The organism is Luteococcus sediminum (assembly GCF_054783495.1).
Genome location: NZ_BAAGQL010000005.1, coordinates 45,871 through 69,952, shown reverse-complemented (window position 1 = coordinate 69,952; position 24,082 = coordinate 45,871). Strand labels below are relative to the sequence as shown.

Here is a 24,082-nt window from a genome sequence, read left to right as displayed (position 1 = left end):
GCCGAGCTAGCGTGGAGGGCATGGAATTTCGTGTGGCAAGGATTCGCGACGCCCAGGGCGAGCCCGGCCTGCGGGTGCTCGTCGACCGGCTGTGGCCGCGCGGCCTCAGCAAGGAGGCGGCTGCCCTCGACAAGTGGGCCAAGGAGCTGGCCCCGTCTAATGACCTGCGCAGCTGGTACCACGACGACAAGGAGTCCCGGCAGGAGGACTTCCGCCGCCGCTACCGTCGCGAACTCGACGAGGCCGACCACGACGAGCTGCTCGACCAGCTCCGCGCCGGCGCCGGCCGGCACAACGGTCTGGTGCTGCTGCTCACCGACGCCAAGGACGTCGAGGGATCACACGTGCCGGTGGTCAGGCAGTGGCTCGGCAAGCACCTGTGAGAGGCCCCGTCAGCTGGCCTGCAGGCGCACGTGCACCTCGGCGGCCACGACCACGTCGCGCGGGCTGAGCTCCAGTCCGTCGCCAGCGCCGCGGCCCATCGCCCCGGCCATCGCCATCGGTTGCCCCAGATGGTCGCCGCCGCTGGGCACCAGCAGCCCCGGGTCGGCGACGTCGGTGACCTCCACCTGCTGGGCGCCCGCCGCCCGCGCCATCACCCGGGCCCGGTCCACGGCATCCTGCACCGCGGCGGCCAGCACCTGCTCACGCACCGTGGCGCGGGTCTGCTCCGAGAGCTCCCAGCGCACGTCGGTCACGTCCAGTCCGTCGGTGGCGCTCCACCGGGCACAGGCCGCCGACAGCTCGAACGCATCGGTGAAGGTGGCGCTGGCCCACACCTCGGTGGAGTGACGCAGCGCCGCGAGGCTGCCGTCGTGGGTGTAGGGACGCGAGCTGCGCGAGACCGGCGCCTCCAGCCGGAAGTCGGCCAGCGGTGAGGGCTCGCGGTCGCGGAGCTCCACCAGCTGGGTGCGCAGCTGGTGGGTGGCCTGGCTGGCGGTGGCGGCGTCGTCGTCCTCGAAGGCGACGTGCAGCTGCACCACGCCCTGTTCCGGTGCGATCTCCTGCTGGTTCCTGCCCGTGACGGTGATGATCATGGTGCGAGCGTAGCCACACGAGCTTGGGCTGCTCACCTACTGTAGATCCATGCCAGCTCTTCGTTCCCGCACCACCACCCACGGCCGCAACATGGCCGGTGCCCGCGCCCTGTGGCGCGCCACCGGCATGACCAATGACGACTTCGGCAAGCCGATCGTCGCCATCGCGAACTCCTTCACCCAGTTCGTGCCCGGCCACGTCCACCTCAAGGACATGGGCCAGCTGGTCGCCAGGGCCGTCGCCGAGGCCGGGGGAGTGGGCCGCGAGTTCAACACCATCGCCGTCGACGACGGCATCGCCATGGGCCACTCGGGCATGCTCTACTCGCTGCCCAGCCGCGAAGTGATCGCCGACAGCGTCGAGTACATGGTCAACGCCCACCAGGCCGACGCGCTGGTGTGCATCTCCAACTGCGACAAGATCACCCCCGGCATGCTGCTGGCGGCGCTGCGGCTGAACATCCCCACCGTCTTCGTCTCCGGCGGGCCAATGGAGGCCGGCCGGATCCTGGGCGAGCGGGTGGTCCCCGGCGCCCCCGACGAGGCCGGCACCGAACGCCTCGACCTGATCGACGCGATGATCAAGGCGGTGGACAACAACGTATCCGACGCCCAGATCGACGCCATCGAGCAGAATGCCTGCCCCACCTGCGGCTCCTGCTCGGGCATGTTCACCGCCAACTCGATGAACTGCCTCACCGAGGCGCTGGGACTGTCGCTTCCCGGCAACGGCTCCACGCTGGCCACCCATGCCGCCCGCAAGGATCTCTTCCTGGAGGCCGGCCGCCTGGTCGTCGACCTGTGCAGGCAGTACTACGAGGGCGACGACGACTCGGTGCTGCCCCGCTCGATCGCCACCAAGCGCGCCTTCGAGAACGCCATGCGTCTCGACATCGCCATGGGCGGCTCGACGAACACGATCCTGCACCTGCTGGCCGCCGCGCAGGAGGCCGGCGTCGATTTCGACCAGGACGACATCGACGCTCTGAGCCGCACGACTCCGTGCCTGTGCAAGGTGGCGCCCAACACGACCAACTACTACATGGAGGACGTGCACCGCGCCGGCGGCATCCCCGCCATCCTCGGCGAGCTGCGCCGCGGCGGACTGTTCAACGAGGACGTCCGGGCCGTGCACTCCGCCAGCCCCGAGCAGTGGCTGGGTGCCTGGGACATCCGCTCCGAGCAGGCCAGCGCGGAGGCCGTCGAGCGCTTCCAGGCCGCCCCGGGCGGGGTGCGCACCACCGAGGCCTTCAGCACCTCCAACCGGTGGGAGTCGCTGGACGTCGACGCCGAGCAGGGCTGCATCCGCAGCGTGGAGCACGCCTACACCGCCGAGGGCGGCCTGGCCGTGCTCAAGGGCAACCTCGCCCCTGACGGCTGCATCGTCAAGACTGCCGGCGTTCCCGAGCACCAGTGGCAGTTCAGCGGCCCCGCGAAGGTCGCCGAGAGCCAGGACCAGGCGGTCGAGATGATCCTTGGCGGCAGGATCGTCGAGGGTGACGTGGTGGTGGTGCGCTATGAGGGCCCCAAGGGCGGGCCTGGCATGCAGGAGATGCTGTACCCGACCAGCTACCTCAAGGGTGTGGGCCTGGGTCCGAAGTGCGCGCTGATCACCGACGGCCGCTTCTCCGGCGGCTCGTCGGGGCTGAGCGTCGGGCACGTCTCGCCCGAGGCCGCCAGCGGCGGTGCGATCGGGCTGGTGCGTGATGGGGACATCATCACCTTCGACATCCCGGGCCGCAGCGTCCACGTCGAGGTCTCCGACGACGAACTTGCCCGCCGCCGCGCCGAGCAGGACGAGCGGGGCTGGCAGCCGGTCGACCGTGACCGGCAGGTCTCGCAGGCGCTCAAGATCTTCGCCCGCTTCGCGCAGTCGGCCGACAAGGGTGCCGCCCGCAAGGTCGAGTGAGGCAGGTCTGGTCAACGGGTGAGGGGCCCTGCGTCGATGACGCAGGGCCCCTCGCGTGCGGGCCAGGGAGTGGTGACGAATCCGGCCCGAGCATCCCGCTCCACTGTCCGACCGACACGTACGTCACCCTGCCGGTGCCCATCATCGTGGGCCAGGGATGGATCCACCCCCGCAGACGTCCTTCCTTTGTAGGTGCTGGGGCCCCTCGCGTGCAAGGTGAGGGCCCCGCGGTGGCGGGTGATTTCGCCCGTCCACCTGCCGGTCCACACCCCGCACGGCGTTTCCCACAAGCTACCGGCAGTTGTGCACAGCAGCCTGTGGACAACCTCAGATGCCGTCGAGGCCGGTGCGACCCATCACGAGCGTGGTGCACACCAGCATCAGGCCAGCGGCGGAACAGTGGGCGGCGGCCCACCACATGTCGACGCCCAGGGTGGCCATCAGCTGGCCCACGATGAGCTCGACCACGAAGAGCACCACGATGGTGGCGAGCACGGGGCGCAGCGAGGCATGGCCCCATCCGCGCTTGACAAGCAGGGCGAGACCCACCGCGACCGCGACCGCCAGGACCATCCGTGCCACCTGCAGCCACACGGCACCGTCGGCACCGACCAGGCGCCACATCGGCCAGCCGACCACGGCGGTGAAGGAGCCCTTGCCGGCCACCACGATGCCGCCCAGGTAGAGCGCGTAGAGCCCGGCTGTGCAGGCCGTGGCCAGCCGTGACAGGGGAGTCCACTGCCAGAGCGGCGCGCCGCGGTTGATCGACAGGCTGGCCAGCGTCGCGGCCACCAGCACGGCGAGTGCGCCGAACAGGTCGAACAGCGCCAGCGGCTTGGCAACGCCGAGGTTCAGCACCACCAGCCGGCCGACGACGGCAGCGACGATCGCGCCCGCGACGGATACCCAGGGCAGCCAGCGGGCCATCCACTGCACGCGCGGCAGCCGCAGCGCCACCAGCGCCGCGGCGAGCAGCACGAAGCCAGTGCTGCCCGCGATGAGGCGGTGACCGAACTCGATGATGTCGTGCACCTCACGCTCGGGCCCGAACTGGCCCGGGTAGCAGCCCGGCCAGGTGGGGCAGGCGAAGCCCGAGCCGGTGGCGGAGTTGATGCTGCCGGTGATGATCGTCGCGATGCCGAAGACGGCGGCCAACATCAGCATCATCCGGGTGCGCGGGTGCGGTTGCGGATCGCGCGGCACAGGGGCGACGCGATGGTCGCTGGTCGGGGCTTCGACGTGGTCGGGAGGTGACTGGAGCGTGCTGGACATGGCTCTTCTCAGGAAGCAGGCGGTCAGTGATGCCGTCAATCTAGTCAGCCCGTGCCGCCCGCCCGGCGGCGGGGTCAGACCTCGCGCGCGGCCACCTCGCGGCGCAGCTCGGCCAGGGCGTCGTCGACCTTCGCCTTGCGACGCTCGCGCAGCGCATGACCGACCAGTACCAGGGCGATGCCCAGCGCCCCGCCGATGGCGGTCTCCACACCCCGGTCGAAGAGCAGCTGGGTGATCGGGCGCGGATGGGCGAGCTGCCCGTTGAGCAGCGCCAGCGGTGTGATGCACAGCATGGCCGCGGCGTAGTTGCTACCCACCAGGACCTCGGCGCCGAACTGCAGCAGGCCGATGACCAGCACCGCCAGGACGGGTTCGAGGTGCACCCCGAGCAGAAGCCAGGAGGGCATCAGCCCGGTGGTGGTGCCCACCACACGCTGGATGCCCTTGGCGACCTGCTGGGTGACGTGCGGCGCGCTCATCGGCGCCACCGCGGAGACCATCGCCCAATAGGGGTGCCCGATCTGCAGCAGCACCGCGATGGAACCGGACAGGAGCACCGCCAGGGCCAGCCAGGCCGGCTTCCAGCTGCGGGCGAAGACGAGCCGCAAGGGCTGGGCGGCGCGCAGTGCCCCCCCCGCACGCCACACGGGTCCCGCAGGATCCCCAAGGCACCCACCAGGACAGAGAACAGTGCCGCGCCCCCGGTCACCAGCACCGCGGTGCGCAGGTCGGCCAACCGGTGGGGTGCCGAGGAGATGGCGCCGAAGGCGAAGATGAAGAACAGCGGGCCGCCCGGGTGGTAGCTGTGGGCGCGGGCGAAGGCCTCGCCGGTGGTGGCGATCACGGCCGCCACCAGAACCTGCACCCAGGGGGAGTGGTCCAGTGATCCCACCAGGACCCCGGTGAGCACCGCGGCGGTCATCGTCACCGCCGCGGAGAGCTGCATCTGCATCCGCGTGGTGTGCTCGCTCGCACGGCCATAGAGGGAGGCGAAGGCGCCGAAGCAGGCATAGGGCGACCACTCGACGTGTCCGAGCAGGATCACCACCGCCAGCGGCACCGCCACGCTCACCCCGGCCCGCAGCACGACGCGGTGGGCCCCGTCCACCTTCTGGTAGCCCACGAGGTCGCTGGTGCGGGGCAGGACGGGTGTGGACACACTTCTCCTCGGGAATCGTCGTCGGGAACCAGCGCCTTGTCCCACGACTAGGCTGGCGGCCATGTCCGCACGTGAACTCGCCCTGCCAACCCTTCGTCCCCGACGCACCACCCAGTCCGTCGAACTGGACCTGCCAGAGGGCTGGGAGCCGGGCGAGGGCAAGGTGGCCATCGTCACCGGAGCCTCCTCCGGGATCGGGCGGGCCAGCGCCATCGCCCTGGCCCAGGCCGGCTTCGAGGTGTGGGCCGGTGCCCGCCGGGTCGCGCGGATGTCCGAGCTGAACTCCCATGGCATCCGCACCCTGCCCCTCGACGTCACCGACGAGGACTCCCGCACGGCCTTCGTCGAGACGGTGCTGGCCGGCAGCGGACGCATCGACGTGTTGGTGAACAATGCCGGCATCGGCAGCTTCGGTTCGGTTGAGGACACCCCGATGCAGGCCGGACGCGAGCTCTTCGAGGTGAACCTGTTCGGCGCGGTGCGCCTGGTGCAGCTCGTGCTGCCGACGATGCGCGCCCAGAAGTCGGGGCGCCTCGTCAACATCTCCTCGGTGGCCGGCCACACCTACGAGCCCTTCGGCGCCTGGTACCACGCCAGCAAGCACGCGCTGGAGGGCTTCAGCGACTCGCTGCGCCTGGAGGTCAAGCCCTTCGGGATCGAGGTCAGCATCGTGCAGCCCGGGCTGGTGAACACCGACTGGAGGCGCACCGCGCGCAAGGACCTGCTGCGGCTGAGCCGGGGCGGCGCCTACGAGAAGGCCGCCAAGCGGCTGTCGAAGGTGCTGGCCGTGGCCGACAAGCGCGGCGTGGGCAGCAACCCGTCAGTGGTGGCCCAGGCGGTGCTGGCGGCCTGCGTCGCGCCGAAGCCGCGCACCCGCTACGCGGTGGGTGCCGGGGCACGGGCCGCGCTGACCGCCCGGGCGGTGCTGCCCGATGCGGCCGTCGACCGTGTGCTCAGCGCAGTTGGTCCGAGGTGACCACCTGGATCTGCGGGGCGTAGAGGCCCATCACCTGCAGGGCTGCGGCGTGGTTCTCGTCGCTGGAGCCCGCGCAGGCGTCGGCCACGACTGTCACGGTGCAGCCGGCATCGGCCGCCGCCAGCGCCGTGGAGATGACGCAGCAGTCGGTGGAGACGCCGGCCAGCACCAGATGGGGATGCTCGCCGGTGACCGCAGCCAGTTCCGGGCCCCACTTGCCGAAGGTGCTGACGTCGACGGTCGGGCGCTGGGTCAGGGCGGTGGCGCTGGGCACCAGTTCGAAGAGCGCGTCGTCGTCGGGCCGGTCGGCGAAGGACCAGGTGTCGAAGTAGGCCTTCCAGGAGCCGCGACGGTCATCGCCCGGCAGCCAGCGGGTGGCGACGGTGCGTTCGCCGAAGCGGGCAGCAAGGCGCGCCACCACGGGCACGGTCTGTTCGAAACGCGGCGCGCACCACTGGCTGGCGGGGTCGGCGAAGATGCGCTGGTGGTCGATCACGACCAGCCAGGCCTCCCCCGGCACGGTGACGGTGCTCATGCGCGCTCCTCCTGCCGCTTGATGGTGCCGCCGTTGAGCAGTGCGTGGCCAAGCAGTCCGATCAGCAGCGAGCAGATGACGCCCAGGTTCGCCCACGGCCAGGTTCCGTCCCAGTAGCTGAAGACGCCATCCTTGAAGACGCGGGTGCCCAGGCCGAGCGGCTCCAGCAGGTAGCCCTGCCAGTTGTTCCAGCTCTCGCTGCTGAACTGGTTGATCACCAGGCCCCAGCCGAGCACCGAGGCGGCCACCATGATGGCGATCGACTTCCAGTTGACCGAACCGTAGCGGCCGCGCGAGTCGAACAGGGCGGCCTCGTCATAGGGGCGCTTGCGCAGCAGGATGTCGGCGATCATCACACCGGCCCAGGCGGCCAGCGGGACGCCGAGGGTCACCAGGAAGCTCTGGAAGGGGGCCAGGAAGCTGGTGGCGAAGAAGACGACGTAGATGGTGCCGGCAGTCAGGATGATCCCGTCGAGGGCCGCCGCTGCCGGGCGCGGAATGTCGATGCCCAGGCTCAACAGCGTCAGGCCGGAGGAGTAGATGCCCAGCACGGCACCCGAGATCAGCGTCAGCACAGCCACCAGCAGGAAGGGCAGCAGCACCCAGGTGGGCAGGATCGAGGCCAGGGCGCCGATCGGATCGTTGGGGATCTCGGCCTTCAGCTTCTCGTCGGAGCCGGCCAGCAGCAGGCCGAAGACCACCAGCAGCACCGGTGCCACCGAGCCGCCGAAAGTGTTCCAGAAGACGATGCCGGCCGCCGACGCGTCGCGGCGCTGGTAGCGCGACCAGTCGGCGGCGATGTTGATCCAGCCCAGCCCGAAGCCGGTCATCACCATCACCAGGGCGCCCACGCACTTGGCGAAGGAGCCGGTGGGCAGCGCGCTCACCGCGGACCAGTCGATGTGGCTGACCGTCAGGGACATGAACAGCAGCGTGAAGGCACCGGTGACCCAGGTCAGGATCGACTGCACCTTCATGATCGTGTGGTAGCCGAGCACCGAGCACAGCACCACGATCGCCGCGATCACCACGCAGGCGATGACCTTGGTGGTGGTGCCGTGGCTCCAGCCCAGCCGGTCGAAGACGGTCGCGGTGGCCAGGGTGGCGGTGATCGTCAGCGAGGTCTCCCACCCAATGGAGGTGAGCCAGCTGATGATGCCCGGCAGCTTCTGCCCCTGCACACCGAAGGCCGAACGGCTGAGCACCATCGTGGGCATCGAGCCGCGCTTGCCGGCGATGGCGATGATCCCGCACAGCGCGAAGCTGAGCACGATGCCCAGCAGTGCGACCCCGGTCGCCTGCCAGAAGGAGATGCCGAAGCCCAACAGGTAGGAGCCGTAGGTCATACCGAAGACCGACACATTGGCGGCGAACCAGGGCCAGAACAGGTCGCTGGGCCGCGCGGTGCGTTCCGAGTCAGGCACGACGTCGATGCCCTGCACCTCCACCAGGCGGCTGCCCTGCGGTGTCGCCTCCGGGAGGCCTGGCGTGGTCACGGGTGTGGACATGGACACATCATGTCACCCGGCCCCGACAGTTCCGGGCAGCATCAGGCGGTGTGCGTCACCGGCGGCTCGGCCGACCAGGGGAAGACGATCCACTTGTCGGTGCGACGCCACACGTAGTCCGGTTCGACGACGGTGGTGGGCTTGGCGTAGAGCACCACGCTGCGCACCTCGGCCTCGAACTTCTCCAGCAGCTCGATCACCAGCTTGAGGGTGCGGCCGGAGTCGGCGACGTCGTCAACCACCAGCAGCTTCTGCTTGCGGATCGACTCCGTGTCGAGCATCGGTGCCAGCAGCACCGGGTCGGGCAGCGTCTCGTGCACGTCGGTGTAGAACTCGACGTTGATCGCGTCGGTCAGCTTGGTGCCCATGGCATAGGTCAGGGCGCCGCCGGGCAGCATGCCGCCGCGGGCGACGGAGATGATGATGTCTGGCTCGTAGCCGGAGTCGACCACCTGCTGGGCGAGTTCGCGGCTGGCGTCCCCGAAGCCCTGCCAGGTGAGGACCTCCTTGTCGACGAGGTCACTGGAATCGGCGTGGTAGGCAGTCATGCGCGAAGCCTACCCAGCGGGGCGCGCGGGGCCGAGTCGGGTGCATCGAGCATCAGCTGCACGAGCACCGCGTCCAGCCAGCGGTCGAACTTGCGCCCCACCTGGCGCAACCGGCCGGTCTCCTCGAAGCCGAGCCGCCGGTGGAAATTGATCGAGGCCTCGTTGTCGGCATCCAACACCCCCACCATGGTGTGCACGCCGTTGCCGCGGGCCAGGTCCACCAGGGCCAGCATCAGCAGCCGGCCCACGCCCAAGGCGCGCGCCCCGTCACCGACGTAGACGCTGTGCTCCACGGTGTGGGCATAGCCGGCCTTCTCGCGAAAGACGCCGTAGCCGGCAAAACCCAGCACCTGGTCGTCCACGGTGGCCACCAGCACCGGGTGGCCGTCGGCGTGGTGGCGTTCCAGCCACTCGCGGCGGTTGTCGACGGTGACCGGCTCCAGGTCATAGCTGGCGGTGGTGCCCACCCCGGCCTCGTTGTAGATGGCGGTGATCGCCGCCAGGTCCTCGGATCTGGCGGTGCGGATCACCACGGACGAGTCGGGGGCGATCGACTGCGGGGAGGGGGAGAGAGGCTGTGAAGGGTTGGGTGACGGCGCAGGGCATGAGGCAGTGGCCATGTCAGCAGCCTAGTGCGGCCCGATGGCCCCCGGGCGCTAGATTTCCACTGTCCAGACCACCGCCCCGACGGGAGCCGAGATGTCCACCAGCACACTGCCAGGGCCCGACGGCGCCAGTCGCTCGCAGCGGTTGGAGGTGCTGCGCTTCGGTTCGGAGCACCGTCGCCTGCTGCTGGGCTCGGGCATCGGCTGGGCGTTGGACGCGATGGACGTCGGGCTGATCAGTTTCGTGATGGCCGCCCTCAAGGTGCAGTGGGAGCTGTCCGACACCACCACCAGCTGGATCGGCTCGATCGGCTTCGTCGGCATGGCCATCGGCGCCTCGCTCGGCGGCCTGCTGGCCGACCGGATCGGCCGGCGTCAGGTCTTCGCCCTGACCCTGCTCGTCTACGGCGTGGCCACCAGCGCCTCGGCCCTGGTCGGCTCGGTGGCCGCACTGATGGTGCTGCGCTTCATCGTCGGCCTCGGGCTGGGCGCCGAGCTGCCCGTCGCCTCCACCCTGGTGAGCGAGTTCGCACCGGCTCGCATCCGCGGCCGCATGGTGGTGGCGCTGGAGTCCTTCTGGGCACTGGGCTGGATGCTGGCCGCACTGATCGGCTACCTGGTGGTGCCGTCGGGCGACGACGGCTGGCGCTGGGCCCTGGCCGTCGGGCTGGTGCCGACGGCCTATGCCGCCTGGGTGCGCCACAAGCTGCCCGAGTCGGTGCGCTTCCTGGAGTCCAGGGGTCGCCACGAGGAGGCCGAGGCTGCCGTGCGCAGCTTCGAGGCCGGCAGCCCCGGACGCGATCCGCTGCTCGACGCGCCCGTGGAGGAGGCGGTCGAGGGCGGCATCTGGCACCCCCGCTTCGCCCGGCGCACCGCGGCGCTGTGGACCATCTGGTTCTGCGTGAACCTGGCCTACTACGGCGCCTTCATCTGGATCCCGTCGCTGCTGCTCAAGCAGGGCTTCGGGATCGTGCGCTCCTTCGGCTTCACCCTGGTGATGACGCTGGCCCAGCTGCCCGGCTATGCGCTGGCGGCCTGGCTGATCGAGGTCTGGGGACGCCGCCGCACCTTGGCGGTCTTCCTGGTCGGCTCGGCCCTGGCTGCGCTGGCCTACGGGCAGGCCTCCAGCGTCACCGCGATCCTGGTGGCCGGCTGCGCGCTCAGCTTCGCCAACCTGGGCGCCTGGGGAGCCCTCTATGCCGTCAGCCCGGAGGTCTACCCGACCGCGATCCGCGGCACCGGAACCGGCGCGGCGGCAGGATTCGGCCGGATCGCGTCGATCATCGCCCCGCTCAGCGTGCCCCTGCTGATCGGCTGGGGCGGCAACCCGCTGGCCTTCGGCGTCTTCGCCGCCTGCTTCGCGACGGCAGCGCTGGCGGCCCACTTCCTGCCGGAGACGATGGCGCGGCGGGCGGGCTGATCCAAGGACCGTCGGGCCAGCCCGCCGGTGCCGCCACCTGCGGGAGCGGTGTCAGCGACGGGCCAGCCGCCTGGCCAGGGCATCGGCCGAGGCGAAGGCGCCACACTGGCCGATCGTCTCGTCATCGGCCAGCAGCGAGCAGTTGTTGTCCTGCCCCTCGGTGTGGACCACCAGCCAGGTGAGGCGGTTGCCCGTCTGGACCACGGCGGCGTCCTCGAAGGCCCCCCACTCACGCTCGGTGTACCGCATCGACGCGCTGGCCGCGGTGGCCCGGACCGGGGCCGCCCGGAGGCGCTTCACCGCCGATCGCTCCAGGGGCAGGGTGCCGTCCACAGAGCCGATGGTGGAGTTGGTGTCGGCGTCGATGACGCAGTTGCGGTAGGCCTCGAGGATGCGCGCCCGGGCCGCGGAGGCCTGGCGGGCTGTGCCGAAGCCCAGCACCACCTGGGAGCTGTCGATGCGGGCGAAGTCGCGCACCAGCAGGGTGCGCTGTCCCAGGGCCTTCGGCTCGTCGCACAGCGAGAAGTCCTCGGGGAGCGCGGTGGCCCGGCGTGTGGTGGCGGGGCCGACCGGCTGGTCCTGCCGGGCGACCGGCGCCAGGTCGGCGGCGGTGGCCAGGTTCGCAGTGGTCGGTTGGGGGAGCGTGGTGGGGCGGGCAGCCGCCGGTGCCTGTGGGGTGGCCATGATGCTGCTGGCGAGCAGGGCCAGGCCTGCCAGGCCAGTGGCGGTGTGCCGTGCGATGGAGCTGGTCATGGTGACCTCCTGGGGGGTGGGGTCCGGCCTTTCCGGACCCTGTACCCACCTCCCACGAAGCAGCGGGCCAAAGGGTTGAGCGCTCGACGAGATTTCTTGTGGGAAAGGATGCCAGGGGCTTCTCGGCTCAGCTGGCCAGGCGATCGGCGATGGCCTGTGCCGAGGCGAAGGGCCCGCAGGCCCCGATCTCCGTGCTGGCCTCCAGGCCGCAGTTCTGCTCCTCTCCGTGGGCCTGGGCGACCCAGGCGATCCGGTTCCCGGCCTGGACGACCACGGCCTCCTCGTGCCGTCCCTGCGCCGTCTCGCTCGGTTCCCAGTAGGGATTGGCCGCCACCGCCACCACGGGCTCGACCCCGCGGGGCTTGACTGCCAGCCGGGCGCCGGTCCACTCGTCGACCTTGCCCTCGTGCGGGGCGCAGTTGCGGTACCAGCCCAGGATCTTCTGTCTGGCGGCGGTGGCCTGGGCGACGTCCTGGAAGCCGAGTACCGCTGCCGTCACCCGGGCATCGGTGAACTCGCGCACCTGCAGCGAGGACTCCCGCAGGTCCGGGTGGGGCTGGCAGAGCGTCGGACTGCCGGCCCAGGTGCCCGCCGGCAGGTCCACCTGGGGGCGCAGCGGGAAGTTGAACGTGTTGATCGGCGCCAGGTCCTTCTCCGTCGGCAGCTGCGCCGTGGTGACGGCGGGCAGCGGATGGGGCGTGGGGGAGCCGAGGGGGTCGCGGTCCTCCGGGCGCGCTTCCCGCAGCGCCCTGACCGCCACCAGCGCCCCGGCCAGCAGCGCCAGGCTCAGCACCAGTGCCAGCAGGGCGGTCAGGCCCCGACGGCGACGCCGCGAGCCGGCCTGCTGCATGGCGACCGCCGCGACATCGGTGGTGTCCAGGGGTTCCACGGATCGCAGCAGCCGTCGCAGCTCGTCCTCGTCGATCGGGCTCATGCCGTCCTCCCTGCTGGTGCCTGCTGTGGACTGCGCAAGCGGGCCAGGGCCTGCGAGCAGGTGGACTTCACCGTGCCGCGGCTGACCCCCATCTCCTGGGCCACCTCGGCCTCCGACAGGTCCGCGTAGTAGCGCAGCACCACCATGGTGCGCTCCCGCTCGGTGAGCCAGGCGAGCTGGCGCACGATGTCGTCCCGGTCGTCCACCTCGTGGTAGCCGCGGGCCGAGCGCGGGTCGTCGTCCCGGTCGGCCTCGTGCCCACCGACCGGCTCGTGGCGCGAGCGCCGCCAGCGGTCCGTGGCGAGGTTGGTCATGGTGCGCCGGGCATAGGCGAAGGCGGTGTCGTGGTCGATGCGGTGCCAGGCCAGGTAGACCCGCACCAGCGTCTCCTGCAGGAGGTCCTCGCCCGCGTGCCGGTCGCGCACGAGCATGACGGCCAGGCGTCCCAGCCATTCCCGCTCTGCCTCGACGAAGGCGGTGAAACCGGCCTCGGGGGAAGTCTCCATGACCACTCCTACGAATGAACCGGTTGCGAGGTTGCGTCCGCGCCGGGGAAGAGACTACCTGCGGCGGTCGATTGCAGCGCCTTGTGCAAGGAAGCGGTCCAGTGGGGCTGGGGGTGATCCCTCGTCGGCCGTTAGCTTGTAGGAGAGGTCCCACGCCGAGGTGAGCCCACCGCGACAGGGATGACCGTCCAGACTCTTGAGAAAAGGAAGATCCCATGGCAACTCTCGTCGTGCTCGGCGCCGGAATCATGGCCACGGCCCTGGCCACCCCCTTCTGCGACAACGGCAACACGGTCCGTCTGGTGGGAACCCACCTCGACCGCGAGATCATCGACTCGATCCAGAAGACCGGCATCCACCCCACGCTCGGCCTGAAGGTCCCCGAGGGCACCGAGGCCTACCAGCTGGAGGATGCCGCCAAGGCCTTCGAGGGCGTCGACCTGGTGATGAGCGGTGTCAACAGCTTCGGTGTCGAGTGGGCCGGTGAGCAGCTGGCCGCACTGCTGCGTCCCGGGATGCACGTCATCGCGCTGGCCAAGGGCCTGCGGGCCGACGAGCAGGGCAACTTCGAGATCCTTCCGAAGGTCCTGGCCAACCAAGTTCCCGAGCAGCTGCGCCAGCAGGTCAGCTGGTCGGCCATCGCCGGCCCGTCGATCGCCGGCGAGGTGGCCATCTGCCGCCACACCTGCGTCACCTTCACCGGCGAGGACCGCGAGGTGCTCGACATGTGGCGTGGCCTGTTCGAGACCGAGGCCTACCACGTCTGGCTGAACACCGACTTCAAGGGCATCGAGCTGATGGCCGCCACCAAGAACTGCTACGCCTTCGGCGCCGGTTTCATGCACGGCACCCTGCAGAAGCTCAAGGACGAGGGCGCGGAGTTCTCCGAGACCCCCTACGCCAACTACAACTACGGCGCAGCGATCTTCGGCCAGGCCTCCATCGAGATGCAGCAGTGGCTGCAGCTGCTGGAGTGCGACCCGCAGACCGTCATGGGCATCGCCGGCATCGGCGACTGCTTCGTCACCTCGATGGGCGGCCGCAACGTGAAGGTCGGCACCCTGGTGGGCCAGGGGATGACCTTCAGCCAGGCCAAGGCCAAGATGCCCGGCGTCACCCTGGAGGGCGCCACCTGCATCGTCGTGGTCGGCCAGGCCCTCAAGGCGCTGACCGAGCGCGGCGTCGTGCCGGCCGAGCAGTTCCCCCTGCTGCGCCACCTCTACGAGGTCGTCGGCGAGGACCAGGCCGTCGACGTGCCCTGGAAGAAGTTCTTCGGCACCGACGGCGCCGGACGCTGACAGACTGACTGCGGGTGTGGCCCTCGGGCCACACCCGCAGCACAGCCCCGGCCAAGGGGCATCGACATCCCACGCACCGAAATCCCACGCACCGAAATCCCACGCACCAAAATCCCACGCACCAAGGACACCCATGCACGCAAACGCCGCGCACGCGAACACCATCCACGCGCCCACCCTCCACGGTGCCTATGTCTTCGACATGGACGGCACCATCTACCTGGGTGACGAGCTGCTCGCCGGCGCGGCGCGGACCATCACCGAGCTGCGACGCCGCGGAATCCCGGTGCGCTTCCTGTCCAACAACCCCACCAAGGACACGGCCCAGTACGTCGAGAAGCTCGAACAGCTGGGACTGCCCACCCCCGTCGAGGACATAGCCAACACCATCGTCACCACCGTGCGCTGGCTGCAGGCCCACCACCCCGGGGCGGTGCTCTTCCCGATCGCCGAGGAGCCCCTGTGCCGGGCACTGGTCGAGGCCGGCTTCACCCTGAGCGAGGACCCGGCCGAGATCGACATCGTCATCGCCTCCTATGACCGCGGCTTCGACTACCGCAAGCTGCAGATCGCCTTCGACGCGATCTGGTTCCACCAGCGGGCCTTCCTGGTGCAGACCAATCCTGACCGCTACTGCCCCTTCCCCGGCGGGCGCGGCGAACCCGACTGTGCCGCCATCACCGCCGCCATCGAGGCCTGCACCGGCGTCACCTGCCAGGTGAGCCTGGGCAAGCCGTCGAGCGTCATGCTCACCGAGGCGCTGGCCGGGCTGGACGTCGAGGTGGCCGACGCCGTCATGGTGGGGGACCGCCTGGGCACCGACATCCAGATGGCACTCGACACGGGCATGCACTCGGCGCTGGTGCTCACCGGGGAGGCCACCGCAGCCGACGTGGAGCAGCTCGCCAGCGGCCAGCGACCCGAACTGGTGCTCGACCGCATCGACCGGCTGCTGCCGCTCGAGGTCTGGCAGGAGCTCGGCTGGATCGAGGACGACTCGGCCGCGAGCTGAAAATCCGTGCAACCCCCAGGGGGCCCATTGGCCCAGGCCATACCATCGAGGGTGACGGGCTTCCCAGAACCCAGACGCTACGAGAGGGATCACGTGAACACCACCCTGAACTGGACCGACCAGGACAAGCGCGCAGTCGACACCGCGCGCATCCTTGCCGCCGATGCCGTGGAGAAGGTCGGCAACGGTCACCCCGGCACCGCGATCTCCCTGGCCCCGCTGGCCTACCTGCTCTACCAGAAGGTCATGAAGACCGACCCCAGCGACCATCTGTGGCTCGGCCGCGACCGCTTCCTGATGAGCGCCGGCCACGCCTCGCTGACCCAGTACACCCAGCTCTACCTGGCCGGCTGCGACCTGCAGCTGCAGGACCTCAAGGAGCTGCGCACCTGGGGTTCCAAAACCCCCGGACACCCCGAGTACCACCACACCAAGTTCATCGAGGGCACCACCGGCCCGCTCGGCGCCGGCGTCTCGATGGCCGTCGGCATGGCGATGGCCGCCCGCAAGGAGCGTGGCCTGTTCGACCCCGAGGCCCCCGCCGGCCAGAGCCCCTTCGACCGCACCATCTACTGCATCGCCGGTGACGGCTGCATGCAGGAGGGTGTGGCCAGCGAGGCCTCCTCCCTGGCTGCCACCCAGAACCTGGGCAACCTGGTGCTCTTCTACGACGACAACCGCATCTCCATCGAGGGCGACACCAAGATCGCCTTCAGCGAGGACGTGCAGGCGCGCTATGAGGCCTACGGCTGGCACACCCAGCACGTCGACTTCACCAACGGCGGCACGAAGTACGAGGAGAAGGTCGAGGAGCTGTACCAGGCCATCGAGGCCGCCAAGCAGGTCACCGACAAGCCCTCCTTCATCAAGGTGACCACCGTCATCGGCTGGCCGCTGCCCAACAAGCAGGGCGACCACTCGGTGCACGGCTCCAAGATCGGCGCCGAGGAGATCTCGGCGCTGAAGCAGGAGCTCGGCTTCGACGACGAGCCCTTCGCCGTCGACACCGAGGCCGTCGAGCACGCGCAGAAGAATGCCGCCGAGCGCGGCAAGCAGCTGCGCGCCGAGTGGGACGAGAAGTTCGAGGCTTGGAAGAAGGCCAATCCCGACAAGGCCGAGCTGCTGGCCCGCGTCACCGACCGCACCCTGCCCGAGCTGGAGCTGCCCGTCTTCGAGCCCGGCAAGAAGGCCACCCGCGCCGCCTCCGGTGAGGTGCTCAACGCACTGGCCAGCCAGCTGCCCGAGCTATGGGGCGGCTCGGCCGACCTGGCCGGCTCCAACAACACCACCATGAAGGGCGAGCCCTCCTTCCTGCCCGCCGAGCGCGCCAGCGAGCAGTTCCAGGGCAATGAGTACGGCCGCACCCTGCACTTCGGCATCCGCGAGCATGCCATGGGCGGCATCGTCAACGGCATCACGCTGAGCGGCCTGACTCGTCCCTACGGCGCCACCTTCTTCGTCTTCGCGGACTACATGCGTCCCCCGGTGCGGCTCGCCGCGCTGATGGGCCTGCCGTCGATCTTCGTGTGGACCCACGACTCGGTGGGCGTCGGCGAGGACGGCCCCACTCACCAGCCGATCGAGCACCTGGCCGCCTACCGCGCCATCCCGAACCTGTCCATCGTGCGTCCCGCCGACGCCAACGAGACCAGCTACGCCTGGCGCGGAGCTCTGGAGCACACCGACAACCCGACCGGACTGGTGCTGAGCCGCCAGGACCTGCCGATCGTGGACCGCTCCGAGGGTTCCGGCTTCGCCTCGGCCGAGGGCGTGCTCAAGGGCGCCTACGTGCTCAAGGACGCCTCCGCCGAGCCGAACCTGATCCTGATCGCCACCGGCTCCGAGGTCTCCCTCGCGGTGGACGCCCAGGCACAGCTCGAGGAGCAGGGCATCCCCACCCGCGTGGTTTCCATGCCCAGCCAGGAGTGGTTCGACGAGCAGGACGAGGCCTACAAGGAGTCCGTGCTGCCCAAGAACGTCACCAAGCGGATCTCCATCGAGGCGGGCATCGCCCAGGGCTGGAGCAAGTACGTCGGCTTCGACGGCGCCTCCATCTCCATCGAGAGCTTCGGCGCGTCGGCCAGCGGCACTGTGATATTCGAGAAGCTCGGCTTCACCGTCGACAACGTCGTCGAGACCGCCAAGAAGGTCATCGGCTGACCCAGTCGCACTGGCGCCACACGCACGAGGACCGCACCCACCGGGGTGCGGTCCTCGTGCCGTTCCGGCTCGGATGCCATGCGGCCTCAGGCGAAGATGCCCCCGGGCGCGAAGACCTCGTCGACGAGCTGGTCGTACCAGCCAGCCTCACGGGCGACGTCGAGCACCGTGTAGCGGGAGCGGTAGTACATCGCCTTCGGGAAGGTGGCCTTGAGGCCCGCCACGTCGAGCCCGATGTCCTGCGGGCGGCTCGGGGCTCCGGCCAGGGCCAGCTGCTGCTGGAAGTCTGCGGCCGGCACCAGCTGCTCCTCCAGCCGCTCCCGGGTCTGGGGCCAGGACTCCTTCAACAGTCCCAGGCGCACCCGCAGCCCGTCGGCATCGACGTACTTGGCGCGGGTCTCGGCGACGGCATGGTCGGCCAGGGCACCGGTGAAGGTGCTGCGGATGTCGGCCTCCACCTCGTCCCAGGGGCGCCACGCGGCCAGGGCCGCCTCCACGTCGAGGGCGGCGACGTCGCGGGCCAGGAAGCGCTCGTAGAAGGCGAGCATCGCCAGCGTGCCGACGGCCACCTTGGCGCCGTGCGAGAGCGGCGGGTCCTGGTCGGCGCCCAGGTGGTCCAGCTCCCAGATGTGGCTGAAGTAGTGCTCTGCGCCGGAGGCGGGACGGGTGCCGCCGTAGACCTGCATCGCCAGCCCCGACAGGACCAGGCCGTCGACCAGGCCGGAGAAGGCCTCCGGCTGTCCCGCGGCCAGCTCGCGTGGATGGGCCAGGGCCTCGCGCACGCCGGTCTGCACCAGCTTCCAGACGTGCTCGTCGATGGGCTCGATGCCCACGGCGTCGGCCAGGATCCAGTCGGCGCCGCCGGGGATCTTGGCGGCCAGGTCGCCGTAGCCCGAGGCCACCATCCAGGCCGGGGCCTGGGCGGTGACGTCCAGGTCGAAGACCACCGCCTGGGGGGCGGTGCAGTTCATGGTGACCTTCACCCCGTCATTGCTGATCGGCGCCCCGGCGCCGGTGTAGCCGTCCATGCTGGCGGCGGTGCCCACCACCACGTAGCGACGGCCCAGCTCGTGGGCGGCCATCTTCACCAGGTCGTTGAGCGTTCCGGCCCCGACGGCCACCGGCAGCACCTCGCGGCCCATCGCAGCATCGGCCGCCGTGATCGCCTCCCGGATGGCGGCGGCATTGTCCAGCGAGGCGTACAGGGTGGGGGAGGCGGGGAAGACCATCGGCTCGGCCAGCTCCAGCCCCGCACCACGGGCTGCCGTGGCGGTCTGCGGGCCGGCGGCGGCCCAGGTGTTCTCGTCGGCGACCAGCAGCAGCGGGGCACCCGCACCCGCCTCGTGCATCAGGGGCCCGCAGTCGCCGATCGCGCCGCGGGCCACCACCACCGCCTCGGTCTGGTCTGCGTCCCGTACGGCCGTGGCAAGAATGTCGTCCATGCTCGATCCTCCCTGGGGTCCCGGCGTCCTCGCTGGCGCCGATGCTCACCCTCCACAGTAGGAGGGCCGGAAGCGGACAGAGGGGGAGTGTGGGCCGACGCTTTGCAGTGACTCCTGCGGATCAGCGGTTGCTTGCCGGGGCAGGACGGGTGTGCGGTTCAGTCCTCGATGGACTCGAGCATCGCGGCGACGGCCTCGAGCGCGGCGGCCTCGTCGCGGCCGTCGGCCAGCAGCATGACGCGATCACCGTGCGCGATGCCCAGGCCCAGCACCGCCATGCTGTCGGCCAGGCTCACCGAGCGGCCGGCGCGCAGGAAGACCGAACTGGCGAAGTTGCCCGCGAGCGCGGTCAACTGGGCAGCCACCCGCGCATGGACCCCGCGCGGCAGGGCCACGTCCACCTCCCGTGCCTGCATGGGACCCCCTCAGTCGATGTGACAGCGTTGGCGAGATCATCCCATGCCCGCGTGTCGTGCCGCAGCGGTCGGAGACTTGCGGACCGGGGCGCAATCGTCCGGCTGATTCGGCCGGGACGCCGAAGCTCCTTCGGCACTAGCGTGGCGGCATTCCACCAACGAAGGGGAGAGATGCAGCGTCCAGCGCAGATCCTGCACCAGCTCGAGACCAGCCTGTCGGCCGCTCCCGAGTCGCTGGCGCGTGCACTGGGTGTGGGGCTGCGCACCGTCGCCACCGAGGTCTCGGGGCTCAACGCGAGCCTGGGCGGATCGGCGCAGGTGCGGCTGATTGGTGGACGCTACCGCCTGAGGGTCGTCGACCAGGCCGCCTACCGGGCCCGGCGGGCGGACATCCTCGGGGTGCGCGACTCCTACAACGACCCGGCGCACCGCTGTGCCCACATCCTCGCCGAGCTGGCCGGCTCCCCGCTGCCGGTGCGCATCGAGTCCCTCGCGCACCAGATGCACGTCGGCCGCACCACCGTCACCGCCGACCTCGCCACGCTGCGTCGCCTGGTGGGGCCGCTCGGGGTCCGGATCGAGGGCAGGCCCCATGTGGGGCTGAACCTTGCCGGCGACGAGCTGGGGATCCGGCTCGCCGTGCTGCGCCACGCCACCTCCGCCGACCACCAGCAGCTCGAGGCCGGCTCGGCCACGGCGGCACTGCTCGACCAGACCTGCCGGGCCCACGGCCACGGCCGCGCGATGCGCGACGAGGTGGAGCGCTGGCTGGTGGTGCAGGAGCGCCGCCGCGGCCTGGGGCATGAACTGACCAGCCCGGCCACCGGCCACGAGACCATTGCCGACACCCCCGCCCACCGATTCGCCAGCGACCTGGCCGAGGGGCTGGCCCGGACCACGGGCCAAGAGCTGGACGAGGCCGAGGTGCTCTACCTGGCGCTTCCCGTCTCGGGACGCCGGCCGGCAATGTCCAGCTCCCGCACGACGATGGACCGGCTCGAACCGGGCATCCAGGAGCTCGTCGCCGAGGTCTTCGACCAGATCCGCGAGCAGCTCGAGGTGGACCTGCAGCCCCACGAGCTGCTGGGCGAGTTCGGCACCCACCTGCAGTTCATGCTCAACCGGCTGCGCTTCGGGCTGGGCGTCGAGGAAGGGCCTGACCTTCCCGAGCTGCGGGAACGCTTCCCGCTGGCCCACCGGATGGCGGAGGTGACCGCCGTCGTCGTGCAGGACCGCACCGGGCTGTCCATGGACGACACGGAACTGTCCCTGGCTGCCACCTACTTCCAGGTCTTCCTCGACGACCAGGCCTCGCGGCGTCGTCGCCCCTTCCGGGTGGGGATCCTGTCCCGCCGCGGGCCCGCCGCGGCGAGCCTGCTGCAGGCCCAGCTCACCAAGGCCCTGGCCCTGCCCACCGAGTACGTGCCGCTCACCAGTGCCGAGGAGGTGGACGCGGCCGGTGTCGACCTGGTGGTGGCCAGCCCCGGCAGCCGCCTTGACGTCACCGTGCCGGTGATCGAGCTCACCGAGTTCTTCGACCGCCGCGAGCTGCTCAACAAGCTCTCCCGGATGCGTTTCCACGACTTCGGCCCATTGCCGATGGACGACCCGGACGGCTCGATGCTGCTCTACCTGCTGGACGAGGACCGCCTGGTGCAGCTGCCCGCCGGAACCACCCATGACCAGGCCGTGGCCCGCCTCGCCGGCCGCCTTGCAGCATTGGGCATGGTCGACGATGGCTTCCTGGACGCCCTGTGCCAGCGCGTCGAGGAGCAGGAGCCGATCATCATCGGTGGTGGCCTGGGCTTCCCGCACGCCAGCTCCGAGGGGCTCAGCGCCGTCACCTGTGCCCTCGGCATCGTCGAGCCGGGTGGCGACGACGGCCTGCGGGCGGTCTTCCTGATGGGTGTGCCCGACAAGGCCGGCTATGACGACCGGATCCTGATCCGCACCTACGAGGAGCTGATCCGGCTCGGCACCGACTCCCGGCTGATGGACCGGCTGCAGACCATCACCACCTATCCCGAACTCCTCGGACTGCTCGAGGACATGCGCGAACTCAACCAGGGGAGCTGATCCACGTGTTCTGGCCAGTCATCATCGCCTTCGGCGTCGTCTACGTCGTCCAGACCTACCTCGCCCTCAAACAGGCGACCAACTACTCCAAGGCCTATGCCGTGATGCGGCGCAAGGGTCGCGTCGCCATCGGCAAGCAGAAGAACCTCATCGCCAACGGTGCCATCGTCATGTTCCTGCTCGACGAGCACGACCGGGTGGTGGAAGGGCTGCGACTGAGCGGGGTCACGGTCTTCGCCCGCTTCAAGAACTTCGACGCCTTCGACGGCCTGCCGATGGCAGAGGTCGACGCCCACAGCCAGCAGGGACTCAACAAGAGCGTGCGCGCCGCCGTCAGCAATGCCCGCGACAACTTCCTGCTCGTCTCCGAGGGACGCATCCCGCCCGAGCCCCCGGGACCGATCACCAAGATCGCCAGCCGCTTCAGCCGTCGCCAGCAGGCCCTGGCCTGAGCGCCCCACCACCCAGAAGCACCACACAGCACGACCGAAAGGAAAGATCATGGACATCTTCACCGATGCAGCCACATGGTTCATCGGGCTCTTCAGGGCCGGTGGTGAGACCTTCATCAGCTGGATGACCGGCATCGTGCCGCTCGTCCTGATGTTGCTCATCGCCATGAACTCGCTGATCCAGATGATCGGCGAGGACAGGATCAACAACCTCGCCCGCAAGGCCTCCGGCAACCCCGTCAGCCGCTACCTCGTGCTGCCCTTCCTGGGCTTCTTCATGCTGGCCAACCCGATGGGCTTCACCCTCGGACGCTTCCTGCCCGAGAAGTACAAGCCCAGCTACTACGCCAGTGGCGCCCAGTTCTGCCACACCTCGAGTGGCATCTTCCCGCACATCAATGCCGGTGAGCTGTTCATCTGGCTCGGCATCGCCAAGGGCATCGAGCAGCTCGGCCTCAACAGCGCCGAGCTGGCCATCCGCTACCTGGTCGTCGGCATGGTGCTCAACTTCCTCGGTGGCTGGGTCACCGACTTCATCACCCCCTGGGTCGCCAAGCAGCAGGGCGTCACCCTCAGCTCCGAAGTGAAGGTCTCGTGATGAGCCAGTACAGGACAGTCGTGGTCGAGAAGGGGCAGGGCGGCTATGGTGGCCCGTTGACCATCACCCCGACCCCCGAGAAGAACAAGATCGTCTACATCGTCGGTGGTGGCTCCAAGCCAGCCGTCGTCGACACCCTCGTCGAGCTGACCGGCGCGGAGGCCGTCAACGGCTTCCAGACCTCGGTGCCCGACGACCAGATCGCCATGGTGGTCATCGACTGCGGTGGGACGCTGCGCTGCGGCATCTACCCGAAGAAGAACATCCCCACCATCAACATCATCAACACCGGAAAGACCGGCCCGCTGGCACAGTTCATCCACGAGGGCATCTACGTGTCCGCCGTCGGTCCCGCACAGGTGCGCCTGGCCGACGGGGCCGAGACCGCCGCGGCCACGTCGGCCACCACCGGTGAGGATGCGGTTCTCGACGCTGCGACGGCCTCCGCCGGGGCCGAGCCGGGCGCCGCACGTCCCGACGGCGCCCCCCGCTTCACTGCCGACAAGAAGGTCTCCGAGACCTTGGCCGAGCAGAAGAAGCAGGGCCTGATGATGAAGATCGGCCTGGGTGCCGGCAAGGTCGTCGCCATCTTCTACCAGGCTGGCCGCGATGCCATCCAGACCATGATCAACACGATCCTGCCCTTCATGGCCTTCATCTCGATGTTGATCGGTATCATCAACGCCTCGGGCTTCGGCAAGTGGTTCACCAGCTTCCTGACGCCGCTGGCCGGTTCCGGCTGGGGCCTGATGCTGCTTGGCTTCATCTGCTCGATCCCCTTCCTGTCGCCGCTGCTCGGTCCGGGAGCCGTGATCGGCCAGATCATCGGTACCCTGATCGGTGTCGAGATCGGCAAGGGCAACGTCGCCCCCCACTTGGCGCTGCCCGCCCTGTTCGCGATCAACACGCAGAATGCCTGCGACTTCATCCCTGTGGGCCTGGGGCTTGCCGAGGCCGAGCCGGAGACCGTCGAGGTCGGCGTCCCGGCCGTCCTCTACTCCCGATTCCTCAATGGCGTGCCCCGTGTGGGTATCGCCTGGCTGGCCAGCATCGGCCTCTATTCCTGACGCACGCACCAATCACTGGAGCCTGACATGACCGAGATCTACCGCACCACCGTCCGCGAGGCCGGAGCGCAGGCAGCCGCCTTCATCTCCGACGGCCTGTTCGTCACCTTCGGCGAGGGCGCCCCCGAGGCGCTCAAGGACTACTGCTTCATCATCGACATGGAGCAGACCAGCGCCGACCTGGCCGTCGGGCAGTACTTCACCGTCGACGGCAAGCGCTTCCCGATCACCGCCGTCGGGGAGGCCGCGCAGAAGAACCTCAACGGCCTCGGCCACCTGACGGTCAATGTCGACGGTGGTTCCGAGGCCAGCCTCTCGGGCGCCATCCACATCCTCTGCGAGGACGGCAGCCCCGAGGTGGCCGTCGGTTCGGTGCTCGGCATCGAGCAGTGACCACCG

At 69.8% G+C, this 24,082-nt stretch carries 25 protein-coding genes; 12 read left to right on the top strand and 13 right to left on the bottom strand.

Going from position 1 to position 24,082, the window contains the following annotated elements; translation table 11 throughout:
- Positions 1 to 20: 20 nt before the first annotated feature.
- Positions 21 to 383, top strand: coding sequence for a DUF488 domain-containing protein (locus tag ACYVKA_RS02940; RefSeq protein ID WP_460702827.1), 363 nt, complete (start codon positions 21 to 23; stop codon positions 381 to 383).
- A 9-nt stretch (positions 384 to 392) separates the two neighbouring features.
- Here the strand turns inward: ACYVKA_RS02940 and ACYVKA_RS02935 are convergent, their stop codons facing one another.
- The gene (locus tag ACYVKA_RS02935; protein ID WP_460702825.1) at positions 393 to 1,037 is read right to left on the bottom strand and encodes an SIMPL domain-containing protein; all 645 of its coding nucleotides are present in this window, start codon (positions 1,035 to 1,037) and stop codon (positions 393 to 395) included.
- Positions 1,038 to 1,086: 49 nt separating this feature from the next.
- Between ACYVKA_RS02935 and ilvD the strand changes: the two genes are divergently transcribed.
- Positions 1,087 to 2,946 carry a dihydroxy-acid dehydratase gene (gene ilvD / locus ACYVKA_RS02930; RefSeq protein ID WP_460702823.1) on the top strand — a complete coding sequence of 620 codons (1,860 nt, stop codon included), beginning with the start codon at positions 1,087 to 1,089 and terminating at the stop codon, positions 2,944 to 2,946.
- A 327-nt stretch (positions 2,947 to 3,273) separates the two neighbouring features.
- On the opposite strand, the gene ACYVKA_RS02925 is transcribed toward ilvD, so the two are convergent.
- From ACYVKA_RS02925 to ACYVKA_RS02915, 3 genes are all read right to left on the bottom strand, one after another.
- Positions 3,274 to 4,218 carry a COX15/CtaA family protein gene (locus ACYVKA_RS02925; RefSeq protein ID WP_460702821.1) on the bottom strand — a complete coding sequence of 315 codons (945 nt, stop codon included), beginning with the start codon at positions 4,216 to 4,218 and terminating at the stop codon, positions 3,274 to 3,276.
- Between the two features lie 74 nt (positions 4,219 to 4,292).
- A complete protein-coding gene (locus ACYVKA_RS02920) occupies positions 4,293 to 4,718 on the bottom strand; it encodes an FUSC family protein (protein ID WP_460702819.1) in 426 nt (141 codons plus the stop codon).
- Positions 4,694 to 5,377 (bottom strand): hypothetical protein, encoded by a 684-nt coding sequence (locus tag ACYVKA_RS02915; protein WP_460702817.1) that lies wholly within the window; start codon positions 5,375 to 5,377, stop codon positions 4,694 to 4,696. Before ACYVKA_RS02915 ends, ACYVKA_RS02920 begins: the two co-directional genes overlap by 25 nt.
- A gap of 61 nt (positions 5,378 to 5,438) precedes the next feature.
- Between ACYVKA_RS02915 and ACYVKA_RS02910 the strand changes: the two genes are divergently transcribed.
- A complete protein-coding gene (locus tag ACYVKA_RS02910; RefSeq protein WP_460702815.1) occupies positions 5,439 to 6,353 on the top strand; it encodes an oxidoreductase in 915 nt (304 codons plus the stop codon).
- Here the strand turns inward: ACYVKA_RS02910 and ACYVKA_RS02905 are convergent.
- Genes ACYVKA_RS02905 through ACYVKA_RS02890 form a run of 4 tightly spaced genes read right to left on the bottom strand, consistent with a single transcriptional unit; the run spans position 6,331 to position 9,564 of the window.
- The gene (locus ACYVKA_RS02905; protein ID WP_460702813.1) at positions 6,331 to 6,888 is read right to left on the bottom strand and encodes a cysteine hydrolase family protein; all 558 of its coding nucleotides are present in this window, start codon (positions 6,886 to 6,888) and stop codon (positions 6,331 to 6,333) included. The genes ACYVKA_RS02910 and ACYVKA_RS02905 overlap by 23 nt on opposite strands.
- Positions 6,885 to 8,396, bottom strand: coding sequence for a purine-cytosine permease family protein (locus tag ACYVKA_RS02900; protein WP_460702811.1), 1,512 nt, complete (start codon positions 8,394 to 8,396; stop codon positions 6,885 to 6,887). Before ACYVKA_RS02900 ends, ACYVKA_RS02905 begins: the two co-directional genes overlap by 4 nt.
- Positions 8,397 to 8,437: 41 nt before the next feature.
- Positions 8,438 to 8,944 carry a phosphoribosyltransferase gene (locus tag ACYVKA_RS02895; RefSeq protein WP_460702809.1) on the bottom strand — a complete coding sequence of 169 codons (507 nt, stop codon included), beginning with the start codon at positions 8,942 to 8,944 and terminating at the stop codon, positions 8,438 to 8,440.
- Positions 8,941 to 9,564, bottom strand: a complete 624-nt coding sequence (locus ACYVKA_RS02890) for a GNAT family N-acetyltransferase (protein ID WP_394276770.1) — start codon at positions 9,562 to 9,564, stop codon at positions 8,941 to 8,943. Before ACYVKA_RS02890 ends, ACYVKA_RS02895 begins: the two co-directional genes overlap by 4 nt.
- A gap of 79 nt (positions 9,565 to 9,643) precedes the next feature.
- Here ACYVKA_RS02890 and ACYVKA_RS02885 point away from each other — a divergent pair, with 79 nt between their 5' ends.
- Entirely contained in the window at positions 9,644 to 10,969 is a 1,326-nt protein-coding gene (locus ACYVKA_RS02885; RefSeq protein ID WP_460702807.1) for an MFS transporter, read from the top strand.
- A 51-nt stretch (positions 10,970 to 11,020) separates the two neighbouring features.
- Here ACYVKA_RS02885 and ACYVKA_RS02880 read toward each other — a convergent pair whose 3' ends face one another.
- From ACYVKA_RS02880 to ACYVKA_RS02870, 3 genes are all read right to left on the bottom strand, one after another.
- Positions 11,021 to 11,722, bottom strand: a complete 702-nt coding sequence (locus ACYVKA_RS02880) for a hypothetical protein (protein ID WP_394276768.1) — start codon at positions 11,720 to 11,722, stop codon at positions 11,021 to 11,023.
- 127 nt (positions 11,723 to 11,849) lie between these two features.
- Positions 11,850 to 12,656, bottom strand: coding sequence for a hypothetical protein (locus ACYVKA_RS02875; RefSeq protein WP_460702805.1), 807 nt, complete (start codon positions 12,654 to 12,656; stop codon positions 11,850 to 11,852).
- Positions 12,653 to 13,162 carry a SigE family RNA polymerase sigma factor gene (locus tag ACYVKA_RS02870; protein ID WP_460702803.1) on the bottom strand — a complete coding sequence of 170 codons (510 nt, stop codon included), beginning with the start codon at positions 13,160 to 13,162 and terminating at the stop codon, positions 12,653 to 12,655. The genes ACYVKA_RS02875 and ACYVKA_RS02870 overlap by 4 nt, the downstream gene beginning before the upstream one ends.
- Positions 13,163 to 13,377: 215 nt before the next feature.
- On the opposite strand from ACYVKA_RS02870, the gene ACYVKA_RS02865 reads away from it, so the two are divergent.
- From ACYVKA_RS02865 to tkt, 3 genes are all read left to right on the top strand, one after another.
- Positions 13,378 to 14,460 (top strand): NAD(P)H-dependent glycerol-3-phosphate dehydrogenase, encoded by a 1,083-nt coding sequence (locus tag ACYVKA_RS02865; protein ID WP_460702801.1) that lies wholly within the window; start codon positions 13,378 to 13,380, stop codon positions 14,458 to 14,460.
- A gap of 133 nt (positions 14,461 to 14,593) precedes the next feature.
- Complete coding sequence (locus tag ACYVKA_RS02860) at positions 14,594 to 15,472, top strand: HAD-IIA family hydrolase (RefSeq protein ID WP_460702799.1); 879 nt, start codon at positions 14,594 to 14,596, stop codon at positions 15,470 to 15,472.
- A 93-nt stretch (positions 15,473 to 15,565) separates the two neighbouring features.
- The gene (gene tkt / locus ACYVKA_RS02855) at positions 15,566 to 17,632 is read left to right on the top strand and encodes a transketolase (RefSeq protein ID WP_460702798.1); all 2,067 of its coding nucleotides are present in this window, start codon (positions 15,566 to 15,568) and stop codon (positions 17,630 to 17,632) included.
- An 86-nt stretch (positions 17,633 to 17,718) separates the two neighbouring features.
- Here the strand turns inward: tkt and ACYVKA_RS02850 are convergent, their stop codons facing one another.
- Positions 17,719 to 19,074, bottom strand: coding sequence for a sn-glycerol-1-phosphate dehydrogenase (locus tag ACYVKA_RS02850; protein ID WP_460702796.1), 1,356 nt, complete (start codon positions 19,072 to 19,074; stop codon positions 17,719 to 17,721).
- A gap of 158 nt (positions 19,075 to 19,232) precedes the next feature.
- Positions 19,233 to 19,490, bottom strand: a complete 258-nt coding sequence (locus ACYVKA_RS02845; protein WP_460702794.1) for an HPr family phosphocarrier protein — start codon at positions 19,488 to 19,490, stop codon at positions 19,233 to 19,235.
- Between the two features lie 171 nt (positions 19,491 to 19,661).
- Here ACYVKA_RS02845 and ACYVKA_RS02840 point away from each other — a divergent pair, with 171 nt between their 5' ends.
- Genes ACYVKA_RS02840 through ACYVKA_RS02820 form a run of 5 tightly spaced genes read left to right on the top strand, consistent with a single transcriptional unit; the run spans position 19,662 to position 24,076 of the window.
- On the top strand, positions 19,662 to 21,566 hold the full coding sequence (locus tag ACYVKA_RS02840; protein WP_460702792.1) for a BglG family transcription antiterminator: 1,905 nt from the start codon (positions 19,662 to 19,664) through the stop codon (positions 21,564 to 21,566).
- A 5-nt stretch (positions 21,567 to 21,571) separates the two neighbouring features.
- Positions 21,572 to 22,018, top strand: a complete 447-nt coding sequence (locus ACYVKA_RS02835) for a transcriptional regulator GutM (protein ID WP_460702791.1) — start codon at positions 21,572 to 21,574, stop codon at positions 22,016 to 22,018.
- Positions 22,019 to 22,067: 49 nt separating this feature from the next.
- Positions 22,068 to 22,616, top strand: a complete 549-nt coding sequence (gene srlA / locus ACYVKA_RS02830; RefSeq protein WP_460702789.1) for a PTS glucitol/sorbitol transporter subunit IIC — start codon at positions 22,068 to 22,070, stop codon at positions 22,614 to 22,616.
- Positions 22,616 to 23,683: a PTS glucitol/sorbitol transporter subunit IIB gene (gene srlE, locus ACYVKA_RS02825; RefSeq protein ID WP_460702787.1), complete on the top strand. Its 1,068-nt coding sequence runs from the start codon at positions 22,616 to 22,618 to the stop codon at positions 23,681 to 23,683. Before srlA ends, srlE begins: the two co-directional genes overlap by 1 nt.
- 27 nt (positions 23,684 to 23,710) lie before the next feature.
- Positions 23,711 to 24,076: a PTS glucitol/sorbitol transporter subunit IIA gene (locus ACYVKA_RS02820; protein WP_394276378.1), complete on the top strand. Its 366-nt coding sequence runs from the start codon at positions 23,711 to 23,713 to the stop codon at positions 24,074 to 24,076.
- Positions 24,077 to 24,082: the final 6 nt, after the last annotated feature.